The organism is Streptomyces sp. NPDC057854, assembly GCF_042797055.1.
In the GTDB taxonomy this organism is placed as follows: domain Bacteria; phylum Actinomycetota; class Actinomycetes; order Streptomycetales; family Streptomycetaceae; genus Streptomyces.
In genome coordinates this window covers 285,723-306,754 of sequence record NZ_JBHVMF010000005.1, presented here as the reverse complement: position 1 = coordinate 306,754, position 21,032 = coordinate 285,723, and the positions used below count along the sequence as shown (strand labels likewise).

17 protein-coding genes are annotated in these 21,032 nt (G+C 70.8%); 3 read left to right on the top strand and 14 right to left on the bottom strand.

The genetic code is table 11. The annotated features are described in order from the left end of the window. Positions 1–375 precede the first annotated feature (375 nt). The 3 genes from ACFVQZ_RS10775 to thyX form a co-directional block, all read right to left on the bottom strand. Entirely contained in the window at positions 376–2,061 is a 1,686-nt protein-coding gene (locus ACFVQZ_RS10775) for a ribonuclease J (RefSeq protein ID WP_030496538.1), read from the bottom strand. Positions 2,062–2,160: 99 nt separating this feature from the next. Continuing rightward, positions 2,161–3,060, bottom strand: coding sequence for a 4-hydroxy-tetrahydrodipicolinate synthase (dapA, locus tag ACFVQZ_RS10770; protein ID WP_030496539.1), 900 nt, complete (start codon positions 3,058–3,060; stop codon positions 2,161–2,163). 177 nt (positions 3,061–3,237) lie between these two features. Further along, positions 3,238–3,978 (bottom strand): FAD-dependent thymidylate synthase, encoded by a 741-nt coding sequence (thyX, locus tag ACFVQZ_RS10765; RefSeq protein WP_030496540.1) that lies wholly within the window; start codon positions 3,976–3,978, stop codon positions 3,238–3,240. Between the two features lie 158 nt (positions 3,979–4,136). Here thyX and ACFVQZ_RS10760 point away from each other — a divergent pair, with 158 nt between their 5' ends. Then, positions 4,137–4,376, top strand: coding sequence for a hypothetical protein (locus ACFVQZ_RS10760; protein ID WP_030496541.1), 240 nt, complete (start codon positions 4,137–4,139; stop codon positions 4,374–4,376). Between the two features lie 54 nt (positions 4,377–4,430). Next, positions 4,431–4,979: a PH domain-containing protein gene (locus ACFVQZ_RS10755; RefSeq protein ID WP_030496542.1), complete on the top strand. Its 549-nt coding sequence runs from the start codon at positions 4,431–4,433 to the stop codon at positions 4,977–4,979. Here ACFVQZ_RS10755 and ACFVQZ_RS10750 read toward each other — a convergent pair. The 6 genes from ACFVQZ_RS10750 to eccD form a co-directional block, all read right to left on the bottom strand. Continuing rightward, positions 4,969–5,421, bottom strand: coding sequence for a hypothetical protein (locus tag ACFVQZ_RS10750; RefSeq protein ID WP_383621058.1), 453 nt, complete (start codon positions 5,419–5,421; stop codon positions 4,969–4,971). The genes ACFVQZ_RS10755 and ACFVQZ_RS10750 overlap by 11 nt on opposite strands. Positions 5,422–5,426: 5 nt before the next feature. Further along, a complete protein-coding gene (dapB, locus tag ACFVQZ_RS10745; protein ID WP_030496544.1) occupies positions 5,427–6,179 on the bottom strand; it encodes a 4-hydroxy-tetrahydrodipicolinate reductase in 753 nt (250 codons plus the stop codon). Positions 6,180–6,205: 26 nt separating this feature from the next. Then, complete coding sequence (locus ACFVQZ_RS10740) at positions 6,206–7,585, bottom strand: M16 family metallopeptidase (RefSeq protein WP_383621056.1); 1,380 nt, start codon at positions 7,583–7,585, stop codon at positions 6,206–6,208. Continuing rightward, on the bottom strand, positions 7,582–9,792 hold the full coding sequence (locus tag ACFVQZ_RS10735) for a polyribonucleotide nucleotidyltransferase (RefSeq protein WP_030496546.1): 2,211 nt from the start codon (positions 9,790–9,792) through the stop codon (positions 7,582–7,584). The genes ACFVQZ_RS10740 and ACFVQZ_RS10735 overlap by 4 nt, the downstream gene beginning before the upstream one ends. 273 nt (positions 9,793–10,065) lie before the next feature. Continuing rightward, positions 10,066–10,353: a 30S ribosomal protein S15 gene (gene rpsO / locus ACFVQZ_RS10730; protein ID WP_030496547.1), complete on the bottom strand. Its 288-nt coding sequence runs from the start codon at positions 10,351–10,353 to the stop codon at positions 10,066–10,068. A 189-nt stretch (positions 10,354–10,542) separates the two neighbouring features. Beyond that, entirely contained in the window at positions 10,543–12,042 is a 1,500-nt protein-coding gene (eccD, locus tag ACFVQZ_RS10725; protein WP_383621053.1) for a type VII secretion integral membrane protein EccD, read from the bottom strand. Positions 12,043–12,510: 468 nt separating this feature from the next. Here eccD and eccCa point away from each other — a divergent pair, with 468 nt between their 5' ends. Further along, positions 12,511–16,476: a type VII secretion protein EccCa gene (gene eccCa, locus ACFVQZ_RS10720; RefSeq protein ID WP_383621051.1), complete on the top strand. Its 3,966-nt coding sequence runs from the start codon at positions 12,511–12,513 to the stop codon at positions 16,474–16,476. Positions 16,477–16,580: 104 nt separating this feature from the next. On the opposite strand, the gene ACFVQZ_RS10715 is transcribed toward eccCa, so the two are convergent. The 5 genes from ACFVQZ_RS10715 to ACFVQZ_RS10695 form a co-directional block, all read right to left on the bottom strand. Then, entirely contained in the window at positions 16,581–17,276 is a 696-nt protein-coding gene (locus ACFVQZ_RS10715; protein ID WP_383621049.1) for a hypothetical protein, read from the bottom strand. Positions 17,277–17,282: 6 nt separating this feature from the next. Next, positions 17,283–19,589, bottom strand: coding sequence for a hypothetical protein (locus ACFVQZ_RS10710; protein ID WP_383621048.1), 2,307 nt, complete (start codon positions 19,587–19,589; stop codon positions 17,283–17,285). Next, a complete protein-coding gene (locus ACFVQZ_RS10705) occupies positions 19,589–20,041 on the bottom strand; it encodes a hypothetical protein (protein ID WP_383621046.1) in 453 nt (150 codons plus the stop codon). Before ACFVQZ_RS10705 ends, ACFVQZ_RS10710 begins: the two co-directional genes overlap by 1 nt. Before the next feature lie 254 nt (positions 20,042–20,295). Next, positions 20,296–20,592, bottom strand: coding sequence for a WXG100 family type VII secretion target (locus tag ACFVQZ_RS10700; RefSeq protein WP_030496553.1), 297 nt, complete (start codon positions 20,590–20,592; stop codon positions 20,296–20,298). Positions 20,593–20,653: 61 nt separating this feature from the next. Beyond that, positions 20,654–21,016 carry a WXG100 family type VII secretion target gene (locus tag ACFVQZ_RS10695; RefSeq protein ID WP_030496554.1) on the bottom strand — a complete coding sequence of 121 codons (363 nt, stop codon included), beginning with the start codon at positions 21,014–21,016 and terminating at the stop codon, positions 20,654–20,656. Positions 21,017–21,032 lie beyond the last annotated feature (16 nt).

The following is a 21,032-nucleotide window of genomic DNA, read 5'->3' as shown; positions in this document are numbered from 1 at the left end:
CCGGCTGGACGGGGTATCAACTAATCTGGCGTTGATTTTTGGCACGCTGTTGAGTTCTCAAGGTGCGGACGCTTCCTTCGTTCCTGTTTCCAGGCGCTCCGGGCGCTTCCTTCGTTTCCGACTCTATCAGATCTTTCCGACCCGATTTCCTCGGTGCTTTCCGGTCCTGAGTTTCAATTCCTCGGGGCCTTCCGGCGCTCTCCGACTTTATCAGATGATCTCGGTCGGATTTTCCATCCTCCCGTTCGGCGGTCCGGACGCACTGCGGCGCCGTCGCTTCCCGTTCTGGTGGAGCCGTAAACGTACTGGAGCGGGGCGCCCCGATGCAAATCGGGGTGCCCCGCTCCGTAAGCGCGCTGGTCAGGCCCTTCGGGCTCAGACCTCGACGACGACCGGGAGGATCATCGGCCGGCGGCGGTAGGTGTCGGAGACCCACTTGCCGACGGTGCGGCGGATCAGCTGCTGGAGCTGGTGAGGTTCGACGACGCCGTCCTGCGCGGACTTGTTGAGCGCCTGCTCGATCTTCGGGAGCACCGCGTCGAAGGCGGAGTCCTCGATGCCGGAGCCGCGCGCGTGGACGTGCGGGCCGCCGGTGATCTTGCCGGTGGAGGAGTCCACCACCAGGAAGACCGAGATGATGCCCTCCTCGCCGAGGATCCGGCGGTCCTTGAGGGAGGTCTCGGTGACGTCGCCGACCGAGAGGCCGTCCACGTACACGTACCCGGCCTGGACCTTGCCGGTGATGCGGGCGCGGCCGTCGACCAGGTCGACGACGACGCCGTCCTCGGCGATGACGATGTGGTCCTTCGGGATGCCCGTCATCGCGCCGAGCTCGGCGTTGGCGCGCAGGTGGCGCCATTCGCCGTGGACCGGCATGAGGTTCTTCGGCTTGCAGATGTTGTAGAAGTACAGCAGCTCGCCGGCCGAGGCGTGGCCCGAGACGTGGACCTTGGCGTTGCCCTTGTGGACGACGTTGGCGCCCCAGCGGGTCAGGCCGTTGATCACGCGGTAGACCGCGTTCTCGTTGCCCGGGATGAGGGACGAGGCCAGGATGACCGTGTCGCCGGGGACGATCCGGATCTGGTGGTCGCGGTTGGCCATCCGGGACAGGGCCGCCATCGGCTCGCCCTGGGAACCCGTGCAGACCAGCACGACCTCGTCGTCCGGCAGGTCGTCCAGCGTCTTCACGTCCACGACGAGGCCGGCCGGGACCCGGAGGTAGCCGAGGTCGCGGGCGATGCCCATGTTGCGGACCATCGAGCGGCCGACGAAGGCGACCCGGCGGCCGTACTCGTGGGCGGCGTCGAGGATCTGCTGGATGCGGTGGACGTGGCTGGCGAAGCTCGCCACGATGATCCGCTTCTGGGCGTTGGCGAACACGTTCCGCAGGACGTTGGAGATGTCCCGCTCGTGCGCCGTGAAGCCCGGGACCTCGGCGTTCGTCGAGTCGGTGAGCAGGAGGTCGATGCCCTCCTCGCTCAGCCGCGCGAAGGCGTGCAGGTCGGTGAGGCGGTTGTCCAGCGGCAGCTGGTCCATCTTGAAGTCGCCGGTGTGGACGACCATGCCCGCGGGGGTGCGGATCGCGACCGCCAGGGCGTCCGGGATGGAGTGGTTGACCGCGATGAACTCGCAGTCGAAGGCGCCCAGGCGCTCGCGGTGGCCCTCGGCCACTTCGAGGGTGTACGGGCGGATGCGGTGCTCCTGGAGCTTCGCCTCGATCAGGGCGAGGGTCAGCTTGGAGCCGATGAGGGGGATGTCCTGCCGCAGGCGCAGCAGGTACGGCACGCCACCGATGTGGTCCTCGTGGCCGTGGGTCAGGACGATGCCGACGACATCGTCGATGCGGTCCTGGATCGTGGTGAAGTCGGGCAGGATCAGGTCGACACCGGGCTGCTCCTCCTCCGGGAAGAGGACGCCGCAGTCGACGATCAGCAGCTTGCCGTCGTATTCGAAGACGGTCATGTTGCGGCCGATCTCGCCCAGGCCGCCGAGCGGGGTGACGCGGAGGCCGCCCTGGGGAAGCTTCGGCGGGGCGCCGAGTTCGGGGTGCGGATGGCTCAAAAGACTCTCCTCACCACACGCGCCACGTACCGGTCGGCACGTGGCGCGCGTGACAATCGTGCACTTGCTGTTGTCGGTGTTCAGTTGTGAAGTCGTATGTCAGAGGTCTACCCCGCCGGCGGCCAGGTCGACCTTGAGCTGGTCGGTCTCCTGCGCGGAGAGTTCGACGAGCGGCAGGCGGAGCGGGCCGGCCGGGAGGCCCTGGAGGGCGAGCGCGGCCTTGGTGGTCATGACGCCCTGGGTGCGGAACATGCCGGTGTAGACCGGGAGCAGCTTCTGGTGGATCTCGGTGGCCTTCTCGTGGTCGCCCGAGAGGTGGGCGTCGAGGAGGGCGCGCAGGTCGGGGGTGACGACGTGGCCGACGACCGAGACGAAGCCGACGGCGCCGACCGACAGGAGCGGCAGGTTGAGCATGTCGTCGCCGGAGTACCAGGCGAGGCCGGAGCGGGCGATGGCCCAGCTGGCGCGGCCGAGGTCGCCCTTGGCGTCCTTGTTGGCGACGATCCGGGGGTGCTCGGCGAGCCGGACGATGGTCTCGGTGTCGATGGGGACGCCGGAGCGGCCGGGGATGTCGTAGAGCATCACCGGGAGGCCGGTGGCGTCGGCGATGGCCGTGAAGTGCCGGTACAGGCCCTCCTGCGGGGGCTTGTTGTAGTACGGCGTGACGGCGAGCAGGCCGTGGGCGCCGTCGCGCTCGGCGGTGCGGGCCAGCTCCAGGGAGTGGTGGGTGTCGTTGGTGCCGATGCCGGCGACGACGTGGGCCCGGTCTCCGACCGCCTCCAGTACGGCGCGTACGAGCTCCGATTTCTCCGCGTCGCTGGTGGTGGGGGACTCGCCGGTGGTGCCGTTGACGACGAGGCCGTCGTTGCCGGCGTCCACGAGGTGGGCGGCGAGCCGCTGGGCGCCGTCGAGGTCGAGTGCGCCGTCCGCCGTGAAGGGCGTGACCATGGCGGTGAGGACCCGCCCGAAGGGGGTCTGCGGAGTGGAGATCGGAGCCATGGGTAACACGCTACTCGCTGCTCAGCGCCGGGTGTCCCCTCGGGGGACGTGAGAAGAGGAGCCCGGCACTGCCTGCTCGGGGGTTCAAGCAGTGCCGGGTCCGTTTGATCAGCCTAGATGAACTTCACGAAACGTCGCAATACGGACACTTCGCGAGAGTGAGCGAACATCTGTGCCCTACGGGGCGACCCGTCCGTTCTTGTTGAAGGCGGCGTGGGTCAGCGGCATCAGCCGGGCCCAGTGCTCCTCCATCTTCTCGCCGACCATCTCGATCTCCCGCTGCGGGAACGACGGCACCGCCGCCAGCTCGTGCTGGGTCCGCAGGCCGAGGAAGTGCATCAGCGAGCGCGCGTTGCAGGTGGCGTACATCGAGGAGAAGAGGCCGACCGGGAGGACCGAGCGGGCCACCTCGCGGGCGACGCCCGCGGCGAGCATCTCCTGGTACGTCTCGTACGCCTGGCGGTACGAGCTCTCCATCGCGCGGCCGACCAGCTCGTGCTGCTCCTGGGTGCCCTCGACGAAGACGTACTTGCCCGGGCGGCCCTCCTGGACCAGCTTGCGGGAGGTGTCGGGGACGTAGAAGACCGGCTGGAGCTCCCGGTAGCGGCCCGACTCCTCGTTGTACGACCAGCCCACCCGGTGCCGCATGAACTCGCGGAAGACGAAGATCGGGGCGCTGATGAAGAAGGTCATCGAGTTGTGCTCGAACGGGCTGCCGTGGCGGTCCCGCATCAGGTAGTTGATCAGGCCCTTCGAGCGCTCCGGGTCCTTCTGGAGCTCGTCGAGGGACTGCTCCCCCGCCGTGGAGACCCGGGCCGCCCACAGGACGTCGGAGTCGGCAGCGGCGCTCTTGACCAGGTCGACGGTGATGTCGCTCCTGAGGTCGATCTTCGCCGGCTCGGTGGGGGTGTCGGTCACCAGGAGTACCTTCCAGTCGTCTGTGGGGCGGGCCCAGGTTAGCGCGAGTCCGTCGGAAGGATGAGATTGGGCCGCTTCGGTGAAAAACGGCACCAAACCCTCTGTTCGATCGTCTGTACCTGTGAGGAGCACGACAACCATCGAGGAGGGCGACACCCATGTTCAGGCGGACAGAGGCCGTACCGTTCGCGTTCGTCGCGGAGGCCGACGAGTTCCGCAGTAACGTCACTCCGCCGCCCCGCGAACGACTGCGTCCCGGCCAGGTCGTCGGCCGTACGCTGCTCGGGCTCACCGTCGCCGCGGGGCTCGTGGGCTCCCTCGTCCTCGGCATGCCGTCGCTCGACAGCACGGACTCGCCCGCGCACCGGCAGCAGTCCGAAGCCTCCGACAACCGCTGAGGTAGCCTCACCGGGCACCGCCCCTTCGAGCGTGCTTGTGAGTGAGGAACCGCCGTGCCCCTGCCCTTCCTGACGGCCGACCGTGACTTTGACACCACCGACGCCGTCGCGCTGCCGTTCGACGACCACGACCAGTGGCGCCGTCCGTACCGTCCGGGGCCCTACCGGGTCGGCGCGGCGGCGCTCGCGCTGCTGCTCGCCTCGTTCGTGCTGCTCGCCGCGGTGATCATCGCCGCGGCGGGGGCCGTCACCGGCTCGTTCGTCACCTTCGGCGTCGCCGTGCTGATCATCCTCGCCGCGCTGCGGCTGCTGCGCATGGGCACCTGGGTGAGCCGCGCCGGCCTGCGCCGCGTCGGCTTCTTCACCACCCAGACCGTCCCCTGGGCCAAGGTCGCCGCCGTCCGCACCGCGCAGCAGCCGGTGCGCTGGCTGAACTTCCCGCGGACCGTCCAGGGCCAGGCCCTGCTCCTCGACCGGACGGCCGGCGAGCAGCTGGTGCTGCTCACCGACCACAACGCCGACTTCCTCTCCCGGATCGAGGCGTTCGACCGGGCCGCCGACACCGTCGAGGCCTGGCACGCCGAGTACGGCGTCAGGCGCTGACCGTCCGGCCCTCGTGGAGGGCGATGGCCCGCTGCATCGCCTTGCGGGCCCGCGGGGTGTCCCGGGCGTCGTGATAGGCGACCGCCAGCCGGAACCAGCAGCGCCAGTCCTCCGGCGACGCCTCCGTCTCGGCCTTGCGCCGGGCGAAGACCTCGTCCGCGGAGTCGCGGTCGATCCGGCCGCCCTCGGTGCGCCTGAGGTCGTCGACGGGGAGGCCGCCCTCGGCCTCCAGCTCCGCGGCCAGCCGGTTCGCCCGGCGCGCGAAGCTGGTGTTCTTCCACAGGAACCAGGCGCCGACGCAGGGCAGCAGGAACGCCACCGCGCCCATGCCCATGGCCGCCGGCTCGCCGGTCAGGAGGAGCAGGACGCCCTCCATCGCCACCACCCCGAAGACCAGCACGAGGACGGTGGCGAGGAAGACGTACGTGATCTTTCCGCCCATGGCCGTCAGCCCAGGTCCAGGAAGTGCTCCAGGCCGAAGGTGAGGCCCGGGGTGCTCACCACGCGGCGGGCACCGAGCAGCACGCCCGGCATGAAGCTGGAGTGGTGCAGCGAGTCGTGGCGGATCGTGAGGGTCTCGCCCTCGCCGCCGAGCAGCACCTCCTGGTGGGCCAGCAGGCCCCGGAGCCGTACCGCGTGGACCGGCACGCCGTCCACGTCCGCGCCGCGGGCGCCGTCGAGGGCGGTCGCGGTGGCGTCCGGCTGGGCGCCCAGGCCGGCCTCGGCGCGGGCCTTCGCGATCAGCTGGGCGGTGCGGGTGGCGGTGCCGGAGGGGGCATCCACCTTGTTCGGGTGGTGCAGCTCGACGACCTCGACCGACTCGAAGTACGGGGCCGCGAGCTGGGCGAACCGCATGGTGAGGACGGCGCCGATGGAGAAGTTCGGCGCGATGAGGACGCCGGTCTCCGGGGAGGCGGCGAGCCAGCCGTTCAGCCGCGCGAGGCGGTCCTCGGTCCAGCCGGTGGTGCCGACGACGGCGTGGATGCCGTGGCCCACGCAGTACTCGAGGTTGGCCATGACCGAGTCGGGGGTGGTCAGCTCGACGACGACCTGGGCGCCCGCCGCGGCGAGCGTCTCCAGGCTGTCGCCACGGCCCAGGGCCGCGACCAGTTCCATGTCCTCGGCGGCCTCGACGGCCCGGACGGCCTCGGAGCCGATCCGGCCCTTGGCGCCGAGGACCGCCACGCGCAGCTTGCTCATCACACTTCTTTCCTAGGGGGTGGAGGTCAGGAGACGGCCTGGTGGAGGCGGTCCGCCTGCTTGTCCTTGAGCGGGCCTATCACCGACAGCGAGGGCCGCCGGGTCAGCACGTCGCGGGCGACCTCCCGGACCTCGTCCGGGGTGACGGCCGCGATCCGGGCCAGCATGTCGTCGACGGACATCTGGGTGCCCCAGCACAGCTCGCTCTTGCCGATGCGGTTCATGATCGCGCCGGTGTCCTCGAGTCCGAGGACGGTGGAGCCGGAGAGCTGGCCGACGGCGCGGGCGATCTCGTCGTCGCCGAGGCCGTCGGAGGCGACCTTGTCGAGCTCGTCCCGGCAGATCCGCAGCACGTCGTGGACCTGGCTGGGGCGGCAGCCCGCGTACACGCCGAAGAGGCCGCAGTCGGCGAAGCCCGAGGTGTACGAGTACACGCTGTAGGCCAGACCGCGCTTCTCCCGGACCTCCTGGAAGAGGCGGGAGGACATGCCGCCGCCGAGGGCGGTGTTCAGCACGCCGAGCGCCCAGCGGCGCTCGTCGGTGCGGGCGAGCCCCGGCATGCCGAGGACGACGTGCGCCTGCTCGGTCTTCCGGCCGAGGAGTTCGACCCGGCCGGCCGTGCGGATGGTCTTCCGGCCGTCGCGCGGGGCGATCGGGGTGGCGTCCGTACGGGTGAGGGCGCCGGCCTTCTCGAAGGCGCGGCGGACCTGGCGTACCACCGTGGCGTGGTCGACGTTGCCCGCGGCGGCGACGACCAGGTGGGTCGGGTCGTAGTGCTTCTTGTAGAAGCGGGCGATCTGGCCGCGGGAGAGCGCGTTGATCGTGTCGACGGTGCCGAGGACCGGGCGGCCCAGCGGGGTGTCGCCGAACATGGTCTGCGCGAACAGGTCGTGCACCACGTCACCCGGGTCGTCCTCGGTCATCGCGATCTCCTCCAGGATGACGCCGCGTTCGGCGTCCACGTCGGAGTCGAGGATGAGCGAGCCCGTGAGCATGTCGCAGACGACGTCGATCGCCAGCGGCAGGTCGGTGTCGAGGACCCGGGCGTAGTAGCAGGTGTACTCCTTCGCCGTGAAGGCGTTCATCTCGCCGCCGACCGCGTCGATCGCGGAGGAGATGTCGAGGGCGGACCGCTGGGCGGTGCCCTTGAAGAGGAGGTGCTCCAGGTAGTGGGTGGCGCCGTTGAGCGCCGGGGTCTCGTCGCGGGAGCCGACGTGGGCCCAGATGCCGAAGGTCGCGGAGCGTACCGAGGGAAGGGTCTCGGTGACGATCCTCAGGCCGCCGGGGAGGGTCGTGCGGCGGACGGTGCCGATGCCGTCCTTGCCCGGGAGAAGCGTTTGGGTACGGGCGACGGCCCGCCCCTCGGAGGAGGGGCGGGCCGTCGTCGCGGAACTACGGGACGTCACGAGGAGGCGTCGTCCTTCTGCTCGTCCTCGCCCTCGATCACGGGGATCAGGGAGAGCTTGCCGCGCTGGTCGATCTCGGCGATCTCGACCTGGACCTTGGAGCCGATCGCGAGCACGTCCTCGACGTTCTCCACGCGCTTGCCGCCGGCGAGCTTGCGGATCTGCGAGATGTGCAGCAGGCCGTCCTTGCCCGGGAGCAGGGAGACGAAGGCACCGAAGGTGGTGGTCTTGACGACCGTGCCCAGGTAGCGCTCGCCGACCTCCGGCATGGTCGGGTTGGCGATGCCGTTGATCGTGGCGCGGGCGGCCTCGGCGGCCGGGCCGTCGGCGGCACCGATGTAGATGGTGCCGTCGTCCTCGATCGTGATCTCGGCGCCGGTGTCCTCCTGGATCTGGTTGATCATCTTGCCCTTGGGGCCGATGACCTCGCCGATCTTGTCCACGGGGATCTTGACGGTGATGATCCGCGGGGCGTTGGGGGACATCTCGTCCGGGGTGTCGATCGCTTCCATCATCACGTCGAGGATGTGGAGGCGGGCGTCGCGGGCCTGCTTGAGGGCCGCGGCCAGGACGGAGGCTGGGATGCCGTCCAGCTTGGTGTCGAGCTGGAGGGCGGTGACGAACTCCTTGGTGCCGGCGACCTTGAAGTCCATGTCGCCGAAGGCGTCCTCCGCACCGAGGATGTCGGTGAGGGCGACGTAGTGCGTCTCGCCGTTGATCTCCTGGGAGATCAGGCCCATGGCGATGCCGGCGACGGGGGCCTTGAGCGGCACACCGGCGTTCAGCAGCGACATGGTGGAGGCGCAGACGGAACCCATGGACGTCGAGCCGTTGGAGCCGAGGGCCTCGGACACCTGGCGGATCGCGTAGGGGAACTCCTCGCGGGACGGCAGGACCGGGAGGATGGCCCGCTCGGCGAGGGCGCCGTGGCCGATCTCGCGGCGCTTCGGGGAACCGACGCGGCCGGTCTCGCCGACGGAGTACGGCGGGAAGTTGTAGTTGTGCATGTACCGCTTGCGGGTCACCGGGGAGAGGGTGTCCAGCTGCTGCTCCATGCGGAGCATGTTGAGGGTGGTGACGCCCAGGATCTGGGTCTCGCCACGCTCGAACAGGGCGGAGCCGTGCACGCGCGGGATGGCCTCGACCTCGGCGGCGAGCGTACGGATGTCCGTGACGCCGCGGCCGTCGATGCGGACCTTGTCCTTGATGACGCGCTCGCGGACCAGGGCCTTGGTCAGGGAGCGGTACGCGGCGGAGATCTCCTTCTCGCGGCCCTCGAAGGCAGGGAGGAGCTTCTCGGCGGCGATCTCCTTGACGCGGTCCAGCTCGGCCTCGCGCTCCTGCTTGCCGGCGATGGTCAGCGCCTGCGCCAGCTCGGAGCGGACGGCGTCGTCGAGGGCGGCGTACACGTCGTCCTGGTAGTCCAGGAAGATCGGGAACTCGGCCTCGGGCTTGGCGGCCTTGGCGGCGAGGTCCGACTGGGCCTTGCACAGGACCTTGATGAACGGCTTCGCGGCCTCCAGGCCGGCGGCGACGACCTCCTCGGTCGGCGCCTCGGCGCCGTCCTTGACGAGGGCGATGGTCTTCTCGGTGGCCTCGGCCTCGACCATCATGATCGCGACGTCGCCGTCCTCCAGGACACGGCCGGCGACGACCATGTCGAAGACGGCGTCCTCGAGCTCGGTGTGGGTCGGGAAGGCGACCCACTGGCCCTTGATCAGCGCGACGCGGACGCCGCCGATCGGGCCGGAGAAGGGCAGGCCGGCCAGCTGGGTGGACGCGGACGCGGCATTGATCGCGACGACGTCGTACAGATGGTCGGGGTTGAGCGCCATGATCGTGGCCACGACCTGGATCTCGTTGCGCAGGCCCTTCTTGAAGGACGGGCGCAGCGGGCGGTCGATCAGGCGGCAGGTGAGGATGGCGTCCTCGGAGGGGCGGCCCTCGCGGCGGAAGAAGGAGCCGGGGATCTTGCCGGCCGCGTACATCCGCTCCTCGACGTCCACCGTGAGGGGGAAGAAGTCGAGCTGGTCCTTGGGACGCTTGGAGGCGGAGGTCGCCGAAAGCACCATCGTGTCGTCGTCGAGGTAGGCGACGGCGGAGCCGGCGGCCTGTCGGGCGAGACGGCCCGTCTCGAAGCGGATGGTGCGGGTGCCGAAGGTTCCGTTGTCGATGACGGCCTCGGCGTAGTGGGTCTCGTTCTCCACTATGGGTTTCTCCTACGTTCGTCTTTGGTCCGCGCGCCCGTGTGGCGCGGGACGGGTGCGGGAGAAGCACTGATGTGGCGGGCCGGTCTTCGATCGAAGCACCCGGGGACGATGCCCGGGGGCCACTACCGAGGACCGGCGGCGTGCCGGCTGCTTCTCGCGCGGTTCTGCGCGTGGCGTTCTGCGACCAGAGTAATTGCCGGTCGGTACTTCGCGCACGTACAGCAAAGGGAGCGGCCCCCTGAAAGTGGGAACCGCTCCCTTCACGGCGTCTTACTTGGCGCCGGCCGCACCACGGCGGATGCCGAGACGGTCGACCAGCGTACGGAAGCGCTGGATGTCCTTCTTGGCCAGGTACTGCAGCAGGCGGCGGCGCTGGCCCACCAGGATGAGCAGACCACGACGGGAGTGGTGGTCGTGCTTGTGGGTCTTGAGGTGCTCGGTCAGGTCCGAGATGCGGCGGGACAGCATCGCGACCTGGACCTCGGGGGAGCCGGTGTCGCCCTCCTTGGTGCCGAACTCGGCCATGATCTGCTTCTTGACGGCGGCGTCGAGAGCCACGCGGTTCTCCTCAGGTTTCGTGCCCACGAGTGCCCCTGGTCTTCTTCTCAGGGGAGCTTCCGTGACTCGGGAGCGGGGTCCGCTGGGCGCTGCGCCCGGAGGCGGCCGATGCGGGGCATCGGCGGGGTGCTGCTGGTGTGCTTCCGGGAGCGCTTACACAAACGGCCGTCACACAGCGTACCAGGCAGTTCAGGACGTGAGCGCCCGGATGGAGTGGTAGACGTCGAAGACCGCGAGGCAGAGCGGCAGCAGCGTGAGCAGCACGAAGGTCTCGGCGATCTCCAGGAAGCGGCCCCAGAAGGGGGTCACGCCCTTGCGCGGGACGATCAGGCCGATGGCGGTGAGCAGCGCGGCGACGGCCGCGATGGCGGCGGAGAGCCAGACGGTACGGATGTCGAGGGCCGTGCCGTCGCCCTTCAGGGCCTCCAGGAGGAGCTCGGTCGGCGGGTTCAGGGCGAGGCCGAGGCCGAGCAGGACCAGGGAGCCGAGGCCGGCGGCGAGGGCGCAGCCGACCTGCGCGGTGTAGCGGAAGAGGTGGGCGCGCATCAGCATGGCGATGCCGGTGGCGAGGGCGAGGAGCTGGCCCCACACGGTGTCGGAGAAGCCGAGGACGGCGGCGGAGCCGACGGCGACGAGGGCGCAGCCGCCGACGAGGCCGACGAGGAGTTCGTGGCCGCGGCGGGCCTGGGCGGCGATCCGGGCGGCGTCGACGGGGCCCTGGGCCTCGGTCTCGGAGCCGTATCCGCCGAGGCTGGTCCGGGGCGGTTCGAAGCCGATGGGGAGGCGGGCGAAGCGGGTGGAGAGGCCCGGCAGGAAGGCGAGCGCGCCGACCGCGAGGGGGGCGCAGACGGCGGCGGTCTCGGCGGGGGTGAGCGTGGTGAGGATGGCGGTGAAGGCGACGAGCACGCCGATGCCGGAGGCGACGGAGAAGGCGACGAAGGGGCTGTCCCCGCCGGGCGAGACGATCGTGAGGATCACGGCGCAGACGAGGACGGCGGTGCAGGCGAGCAGGAACTGGAGCTTGCCGATGCCCTGGCCGTCGGCGAGGGCGAGCACGCCGGAGCCGGCGACGGCGGCGTTGGCGAGCGCGCCGGTGCCGAGGGCGACGGCGGAGCCGCGGTCGTCGTAGACGCGGGCGCGGACGGCGGCGAGCGCGAGGAGCAGGACGGCGGTGACGCCGGCCAGGATGCCGGGCAGGCCGTGCATGTCGTGGCGGGGGTCGGCCGTCCACAGGACGAAGGCGAGGAGGACGAGGAGGGTCGCCCCGCCGAAGAGGCCGGCGCCGCGCATCAGGGCGTCGGTCCACAGGGTGCGGTCCTTGGCGACGGCGGAGGCGACCGCGTCGGAGACGTCGTCGAAGACGGCCGGGGGCAGCGACTCGGCGAAGGGGCGCAGGGACAGCAGTTCGCCGTCGAGGATGCGCTGGGCGGCCAGGGAGCGGCTGCCGTCGAGGACGGTGCCGTCGCGGCGGACCAGGTGGTAGCCGACGGGGGCGCCGGGTGCCGGGGTCTGGCCGGAGAGGCGGAGCACCTCCGGGTAGAGGTCGGCGAGGGCGACGTCCTCGGGCAGGGCGACGTCGACGCGGCCGTCGGGTGCGACGACGGTGATCCGGCAGAAGCCGGTGCCGCCGTGGAACACGGTGGTGGGAGCCGACTGGCCGGCTCCGCCGGCCGTGGCTGGGGCCGTCATACTCACCTGCTGCTTCCCCTCGTGGTGATCCTGGTGGTCCGGCCGGCGGGTCCGGCCGACGGGTCCTGCCGATGGGCCCGCCGGCGGGTCCTGTCGGCGGGTCCTACCGACGGGTCCTGTCGGCGGGTCCTACCGACCGGTCCTGCCGACGGGCTGTCGGCGGGTCCTGCCGCGGTCCGCGGCCGGCCCGGCCCGGTCCGCGGACCTGTCCGGGCCGGTCCGCGGGCTTGTCCGGACCGGCTGGTGGGCCTGTCCGGGCCCGCTCGTGGACCGTCGCCGCCGGGCCGCGGACATTGCGCTCCGAATGACCCGATTTTTGCGATAGTTCATGGCCACGCAAATATTTCGGGCCACCCTACCGCCCACCCGCGACCCCGCACCAAAGTAGGATCCCTCCCCGCGGATGGATCCCGTCGCCACGGGGGCGTCTGGAGGAACTTTCCGTCCGGCAACGGAAATTGGTGAGCTGTGAGCCAGATCGTCGTCAAGCGTCCACCGCGGGCTCTGCCGTCCGAAGTGCCTGACGAGCAGGTGCAGTTGCAACCTCCGCCGGAACTGCCCCGGGGGCAGCAGGAGGGTGCCCTGATGCAGCTCCTGCCGATGCTCGGCATGGGCGGTTCGGTCGTCTTCTTCTTCATGACGCCGAACCCGATCATGCGGATCATGGGCATGGTGATGATCGCCTCGACGGTGGCCATGGCGATCGCGATGCTGGTCCGTTACCGGCGGGGTACCCAGGGGCAGCTCGCCGACCTGCGGCGCGACTACCTCAAGTACCTGACCCAGACGCGCCGCGCGGTGCTGCGGACGGCGCACCTCCAGCGGGACGCGCAGTTCTACCTGCACCCGTCGCCGGAGCAGCTGTGGGCGCTGGTCGCCGAGGGCAGCCGGATCTGGGAGCGGCGGATCGGGGACGCCGACTTCGGGCAGGTCCGGGTCGGTCTGGGCAGCCAGCAGCTCGCGACCCCGCTGATCGCCCCCGAGACGGCGCCGGTCGACGAGCTGGAGCCGCTGACGGCGGGGGCGATGCGGCAGTTCCTGACCACGCACGGCACCGTGGACGGGCTGCCGATGGCGGTGTCGCTGCGGGCCTTCTACCACCTGACGGTGAGCGGGGACACCGAGGCGGCCCGTTCGACGACCCGCGCCATGGTGGGGTCGCTGGCGTCCCTGCACTCCCCCGAGGACCTGGTCATCGTGGTCGCCACGGACGACGGCGCCGCCCCGGCGTGGGAGTGGGCGAAGTGGCTGCCGCACGTGCAGGCGCCGGGCCCGGGCGACGGCGCGGGCAGCCGGCGGCTGATCACGACGGACGCGCGGGAGCTGGAGGACCTGGTGGCCGGCCGGCTGGAGGGCCGGCCGCGCTTCCAGGGGCCGAACCATCCGCTGCTGGACTTCCCGCACCTGGTCGTGGTGCTCGACGGGCAGTCGATCCCGCAGACGTCGGCGCTGGCCTCGCCGGAGGGCATCCAGGGCGTCACCGTGATCGAGGTCGTGCACGGCCGGGGCGCGGGTGTCCGCGGCGACCTGTCGGTGGTCGTGGAGGGCGGCGCGCTGCGGCTGGAGTCGGGGCACGGGCACGTGTACGACGGCACCCCGGACGCGCTGAGCCTGGACGCGGCGGAGGCGCTGGCCCGGCAGCTGGCGCCGCTGCGGGTGGGGAGCGGTTCCGACGACGACGAGCCGCTGCTCGCGAACCTGGACTTCACCGACCTGCTGAACCTCGGCGACGCGGCCTCGATCGACGTGAGCCGCACCTGGCGGCCCCGGTCGCGGTCGGAGCGGCTGCGGGTGCCGATCGGCGTCGGCGAGGACGGCGTCCCGGTGATGCTGGACCTCAAGGAGGCGGCGCAGGAGGGCATGGGCCCGCACGGCCTGTGCGTCGGCGCCACCGGTTCCGGAAAGTCGGAGCTGCTGCGCACGCTGGTCCTCGGCCTGGCGGTGACGCACTCCTCGGAGACGCTGAACTTCGTCCTCGCGGACTTCAAGGGCGGCGCCACCTTCGCTGGCATGTCGCAGATGCCGCACGTGGCCGCGGTGATCACCAACCTGGCGGACGACCTGACGCTGGTGGACCGCATGGGCGACTCCATCCGCGGCGAGCTGAACCGCCGCCAGGAGATGCTGCGCGACGCGGGCAACTACGCGAACATCCACGACTACGAGAAGGCGCGCGCGGCCGGCGCGCCGCTCCAGCCGATCCCGTCGCTGGTCCTCGTCATCGACGAGTTCTCCGAGCTGCTGACGGCGATGCCGGACTTCATCGAGATGTTCGTGCAGATCGGCCGCATCGGCCGGTCGCTCGGCGTGCACCTGCTGCTGGCCTCGCAGCGCCTGGAGGAGGGCCGGCTGCGCGGCCTGGAGACGTACCTGTCGTACCGGATCGGTCTGCGGACCTTCTCGGCGGCGGAGTCCCGGGCGGCGATCGGCGTGCCCGACGCGTACTCGCTGCCGAACGTGCCGGGCTCCGGCTACCTCAAGTACGGCACCGACGAGATGGTCCGGTTCAAGGCCGCGTACGTCTCCGGCACGTACCGCGCGAACCAGCACGCGGCGGCGCCGGGCGGGCCGCTGCCGGTGGACCGCCGGCCGGTGCCGTTCACGGCGGCCCCGGTGCCGGTGCGCTTTCTGGAGCCGGCCGAGCAGGCGCGGGTGCCGGAGGCCCGGGAGGCCGAGGACGACGCGCTGGCCGACTCGGTGCTGGACGTGATCGTGCGCCGGCTGGAGGGGCGCGGCGTCGAGGCGCACCAGGTGTGGCTGCCGCCGCTGGACAACCCGCCGGCGCTGGACTCGCTGCTGCCGGGGCTCGCGGGCGTGGAGGGCCGGGGGCTGACGCAGCCCGGTTACGAGGCGGCGGGCCGGCTCGTCGTCCCGCTGGGCGTGGTGGACAAGCCGTACGAGCAGCGCCGCGACACGCTCTACCGGGACTTCTCCGGCGCGGCCGGCCACATGCAGATCATCGGCGGTCCGCAGTCCGGCAAGTCGACGCTGCTGCGGACGCTGATCTCGGCGTTCGCGCTCACCCACACCCCGCACGAGGTGCAGTTCTACGGCCTCGACTTCGGTGGCGGCGGCATGGCGTCGGTGGCGGGGCTGCCGCACGTCGGCGGGGTGGCGTCCCGGCTCGACCCCGAACGGGTCCGGCGCACGGTCGCCGAGGTGTACGGCATCCTGTCGCGGCGCGAGGAGTACTTCCGCTCCGCCGGCATCGACTCGATCGGCACCTTCCGGCGGCTGCGGGCCCGCGGCGACGTCTCCGTGACGGACCAGCCGTGGGGCGACGTCTTCCTGGTGATCGACGGCTGGGGCAACTTCCGCACCGAGTACGAGGGGCTGGAGCCGGCCGTCGTCGACATCGCGGCCCGCGGTCTGGGCTACGGCATCCACGTGGTCATCACCGCGTCGCGCTCGATGGAGGTCCGGGCCAACCTCAAGGACCACCTGATGAACCGGCTGGAGCTGCGGCTGGGCGACACGATGGACTCCGAGCTGGACCGCAAGATCGCCGCGAACGTGCCGACCGGCGTCCCCGGCCGCGGCCTCACGCCGGAGAAGCTGCACTTCATGGCGGCCGTCCCGCGCATCGACGGCATCAGCTCCGACAGCGACCTCGCCGAGGCGACGGCCGCGATGACGCAGGAGGTCACCCGGCACTGGACGGCGCCGGGCGCGCCGCAGGTGCGGCTGCTGCCGCGCGAGCTGGACGCGCACGCGCTGCCGGCGGGCTACGCGGAGCCGCAGCGGGGCGTCGCGTTCGGCATCGACGAGAACAACCTGGAGCCGGTCTTCGTCGACTTCGACCGCGACCCGTTCTTCCTCGTCTTCGGCGAGAGCGAGTCCGGCAAGTCGAACCTGCTGCGTCTGATGATCAAGCAGATCTCGGAGCGGTACGACGGGGCCGCGGCGAAGTTCTTCGTGATCGACAACCGGCGCGCGCTGCTGGACGTGACGCCGGCGACCCACCTCGCCGAGTACGTGCCCATGTCCAACAACATGGAGCACCACGTCGACGCCCTCGCCGATCTGATGCGCCGCCGCTCGCCGTCCGCGGACGTCACGGCCCAGCAGCTGCGCGACCGCAGCTGGTGGACGGGACCGGACCTTTTCGTGGTCGTCGACGACTACGACCTGGTGTCCACGTCGAGCGGCAACCCGCTGGCGAAGCTGACGGAACTGCTGCCGTTCGCGCGGGACGTCGGCGTCCGCTTCATCATCGCCCGCAGCGCGGCGGGCGCCAGCCGCGCGGCGTACGAGTCCTTCATGCAGCGCATGATGGAACTCGGCGCCCAGGGCCTGCTCCTGTCCGGCGACCCCCAGGAGGGCGACATCCTCGGCGGCGTCCGCATGCGCCCCATGCCCCCGGGCCGCGGCATCTTCGTGTCCCGCCAGCGCGGGAACCCGCTGGTGCAGACGGGGCGGATGGCGGAGCTGTGATGGCGGAGCTGTAGGCGAGGTGCGGGGGGCGGGACGGCACGTGGCCGGCTCCCGCCCCCTCCGCCCCCGCTTCTCCCAGCGCCGTGCCGGTGGGCGGCGGAGGGTCAGGACGACACCGGGTCAGGGGCCTCTGCCGGGAGGCGTGCCTCGCCGGCGCAGCCGAGTTCGTCCGCGAGCGTGCGGGCGAACGAGGTGAGGACGGTCATCCGGTCCTTGCTCGTGGCGGACTCGGGTGCCTTGGCATCCGGATGGCTCATCTGCACCGCGAGGTACGGACGGGTGTGGCCGGCCTTCCCCACCCGGCAGCGGAACTGCAGCAGCGCCGAGGTTCCGTCCCTCGTGTCGGCGTAGACCCCCAGCGGGTAGTACGTCACCCGCTCCGGGCGGCGGTCCGGGCCCTCCTTCCGCAGCGGGTCCTCCCTCGCCTCGATCCAGAAGCTGATCGGCCGGGAGTCCTTCGTGCCGTTCGTCAGGTGGATGCCGCACCCGGCGTACCGCGTCAGACCGTCGCGGAGGCTCGCCACCGCCTTGGAGAACGCGAACGTGTACGGCTCACCGGCCGGATTCTCGCCGGGCGACTCGTAGAAGCCCTGCGTGCCCCCGAGACGTTCCAGCGCCTTGGCCGCCGCTTCGTCCAGGGCGCCGTCACAGACGCGGGTCGCGGGTGTCGCGGCGGCTGCCGGAGGCTCGTCCGGATCATCCTGTGCGCAGCCCGAGAGGCCGGCGCCGAGGACCAGCAGAGCCGACAGGCAGAGGGCGGCACCCGAGGACCGGCGTCGCCGTGCTTCGTTTCCCGTCACGAGGTCTCAGTCCTCTTCCTTCTCCGACGGCGGACGGCCGCGGTACTGGTTCTCACCGGACCCGAGGCCCATGTACGTCGACTCCAGGTCCCTCTTGATGTCCTCGGAGTCGGTTCGCTCGGCGGCGACGCTGCCGTCGCCCACGTACTTGCCGTAGCTGTCCGCGATGCTGCCGATGCCCTTCGCGTAGAACTCCGCGCTGGTCTGCTGGGCGTCCTCGGTCGCCTTCTTCTCGCCCTTCTCCACGCTCTTGTCGATCTCCTGGCCGAGGAACGTCTCCAGGGCCTCGCCGGCGATGTCGGTGGCGATGGGCGCGAAGGCGATGGCGCCGGCCGTCGCACCGGGGACCGGGATCGCCGCGATGCCGCCGGTGATCACGGCCCCGACCGCGTACTTCCCCCACTCGCCCGACCGGGCGAGGGACTTGTTGGCCTCCTCGGCGTCGTGCTTGAAGTCGGCTTCGGCCTGCTGCACGCGCGAGTGGTCGAGGATGCCCCGGACCTCGGCCTCCATCGAGAGGGCGTCCCGGCCGTGCTCGAAGTTCGCCTGGTTCGTGGCGGGATGGGCGTCCAGCAGGCTCAGGGTGTAGATGTGCTGGCCGGCCGTCACGATGCCGTGCGAGGTTTCGTTCTGGCCCAGCACGCTCAGGAAGTCGATGGCGCCCTGCTCGCCGAAGTCCGCTCGCCCGTCGTACTTGGCGGGGAAGTCCCCCGCGTCCTTGTCGACGTCTCCGATGCCCGACAGCGCGTAGTCGATGTCGTCGACGTACGCGGACCCCATACGGCCGAGGCTGTCGGCCATCTCGGGCTGGGCCCGGAGCATCGCGGGACCGTCCTTGCTGCCGTAGAGATGGGCGATCTGCTCCATGACGCCGGCCGTGGCCGCGGTGCGGCGGTCCGCTTCACCGGGGTCCACGGGACCCTTGCCCGGGTCCGCTGCGGCGTCGTAGGCGTAGCCGGTGGTGGCGGCTTCGAGGGCGTGGCCGAGGGAGTCGCGCCCGGCGACGGACGTGTCGTCGCTGCCGATGGGCGCGTCGGGAGGCCAGACGCGCTCCTTGGTGAGGTAGGTGAGGTGCTCGTTCAGGGGAGAGTCGTCGTCCAGGGGCCCGTCCGCGCCGGCGGGCCGTCCGAAGAAGCGGGTCGAGGCGTCCGGGTTGTGGCCGAGCGCCTCCAGAAAGCCGGTGACCGGGTCGAAGCCCCGCGAGTTGCCGCCCCAGAGGTGGAGATCGGCGCCGAGCATCCCCGGGTGCGTCCACGGGTTGAGGCCGTTGCCGCTGTTCTCCTTGTCGAACGCGAGGAGTTTCTCGCCGTAGTCGTTGAGGAAGTCGTCGTCGTAGTCGCCGAAGCGCATGAGGTTGCTCATGACGGTGAAACCGCGCGGGCTCCCGGCATGCTCGGCGTCGAGCGGATCCTGGCCGAGCTTCACCAGCTCCTGCTCCCATGCCTGCATCCGGGAACTGTCGGAGCGCGTCGCCGTGCCCAGGGTGATGCCGAGGTCCCGCTGGAGCAGTTTGGCCAGTTCTCCGCGCTTCGGGTCGTACGTGGGGATGCCGGGGTCGGCGATGCCCGCGTAGAACTCCAGGGTCTGCTTCGGAGTGGCGTCGAGGGCGAAGCGTTCCGCGAACAGGGGGTCGTTCTTGTAGCGGGCCAGGGTGTCGGTGAGACGGTTGAGCTCCGTGGTGGTGACGTCGCGCGGGTTCTTCTTCATGAGCGCGGCCATCTCCTCGGCCGCCTTGACCGCCTTCGCAGCCGAGTCGCGGTCCGCGTACACCGCGTCCGAGAATCCCTGCTCGGTCTGGTCCACGAGGAGGCGCAGCACCTGGGCCGCCGAGGTGTCGCTCTCCACCGCCTTGCCGAGGATGCGGCCGATCTCGTCGGCGAGCGCGTCGACGTCCTGCTGGGTGTGATCGGGCGTGGTCGTTCCCTTGGCGGCGCGGTCCGGGTGGACGTTCATCGTGACGGTGAACGTGCCGCAGCCCGTGTCCGTGACCGTGAGGTTCTTCTTGAGCCCGCGGGCGATCGCCTCGTTGAGCTGCTCGCGGTAGGCGACGAACTCGTTGCGGGTGTCCCGGAGGATCTTCGCGATGGTGTCCGCCTGGGTGCGCGCGTCGCCGAACTCCCCTGCCGTCTTGCCGATGAACTCGCGGGAGACCGCCGCGTTCGCGCCCTCCCAGTTCGCCTTCAGAGCCTTCGCCTTCAGGTCGTCCCGGGCGCTGGTCTCCAGGGCCTTGAGCTTCTTTACCATCTCCTCCCAGTCACCGATCGCCTCGTCGAGCTGGGAGAAGGTGCCGAACCGCAGGGCGTCGAGGTCCATCAGTTCGCCCTCCGCTCGTCGAAGCCGGTCTCCAGCTGGGCGATGCTGCTGAGGGTTCCCGCGATGTGGACCTCGTCGCCCGCGTGCGCGCCCTTGGTGAAGTCGAGGTGGTTGGAGATGTGCGCGGTCGCGTCCAGCAGCGAACGCACCTGCTCCACCCAGCGTTCGGCTACGTGACCGAGAGCGCCGCCGAGGGCGAACCCCTCGCTCGAGAGACCGCCGGCCGCCATCACCGACGTGGCGCGGGCATGGCCACCGACGCGGATGAGGTCGGTATGCAGGCGGTAGGCGGAGTCCCCGATCGCGGCCAGGTCCTGCTGGTCGACCCGGAGGTCACCTCCCGCGGGCGTCCTGGCACCGCCGCGTTCGTCGGGCAGACCGTTCAGGTTCATGTGCGCGGCCTGTCGCCCGGCGGCTGCCGCCTTGAGGTCGTTCCATTCCTCCCACGTCATCGACACGCCTCTTCCCCGTAGCCGTCCCGGCCCGTCTCGGGCCGCCTTCTCGTCCCGCTCAACCTAACGAGAAGCACGGAACTCTCAGGCCCCGATGCGACGAATTCCGGTCAGTTGAGGGCCAGTTGGAGCGAGATCGGGAGAGGCGACGGGAGCGGCAGGCGAGGGCCGGGGGACGTCCCGGCCCCGGGTAACGCGACAGGGTGGGCGCCTCCCGTGCACGCCCACCCTGTGTGCCGTCGTACGGCTGGTGCTTAGAAGAAGCCCGCGGCGCGCTTGTCGCCGGCCTGGTAGGCCGGGGCGGCCTGGCGGACTGCCTTGGAGATGCTCTGCAGCGCGTTGTGGATCGCGCGGGTCTCCTGGTCCCACTTGGCGTGGGCGGAGTCGGCGGCGGTCTTCGCCTCACCCTCCCAGGTGCTGGAGACGGAGCGGATCCGGGTCTGGATGTCCTCCAGGGCCTGGTCCAGGCGCTTCGCCTGCGCGTCGATCTGGTTCGCCGCGTCGTCGAGCGACGCGTACGTGACGAGCATGATGCCGTCGTTGGCGGCCATGTTCCCTCCGGTGTTGGTGGTGTCGTTCAGGTGACGGACCTGCGCGGGCCCGTCGGAGACGTCAGAGGCCGGCGATGCCGGAACGGGCGGCCTTCTCGGCGCCCGCGTCGCCGGAGAAGCCCGCGGTCACGTCGACGCCGCGCAGGGCCGCCTCGACCTCGTCGTCGGTGTTGCTGGACGTGGTCCGGGTGACCTGGATGGCCTCCTGGAAGTTCAGCATCAGCTTGGCGATCCGCACCATGCCCTGGTTGATCTCGGTCTGCTTGGCGTCGAACGCGCCGGCGCCGATGCCCTTCCAGCGGCCTTCGAGGCTGTCGATGACGCCCTGGAGGGCCTGCAGCTGGCCCTTCACGTCATCGAACTTGCGGGTGAGCTCGTCCTGGAAATCCTTGAGACTCTGATCGCCAACCTTCAAGACTGACATGTGTCGCTCTCCCTTT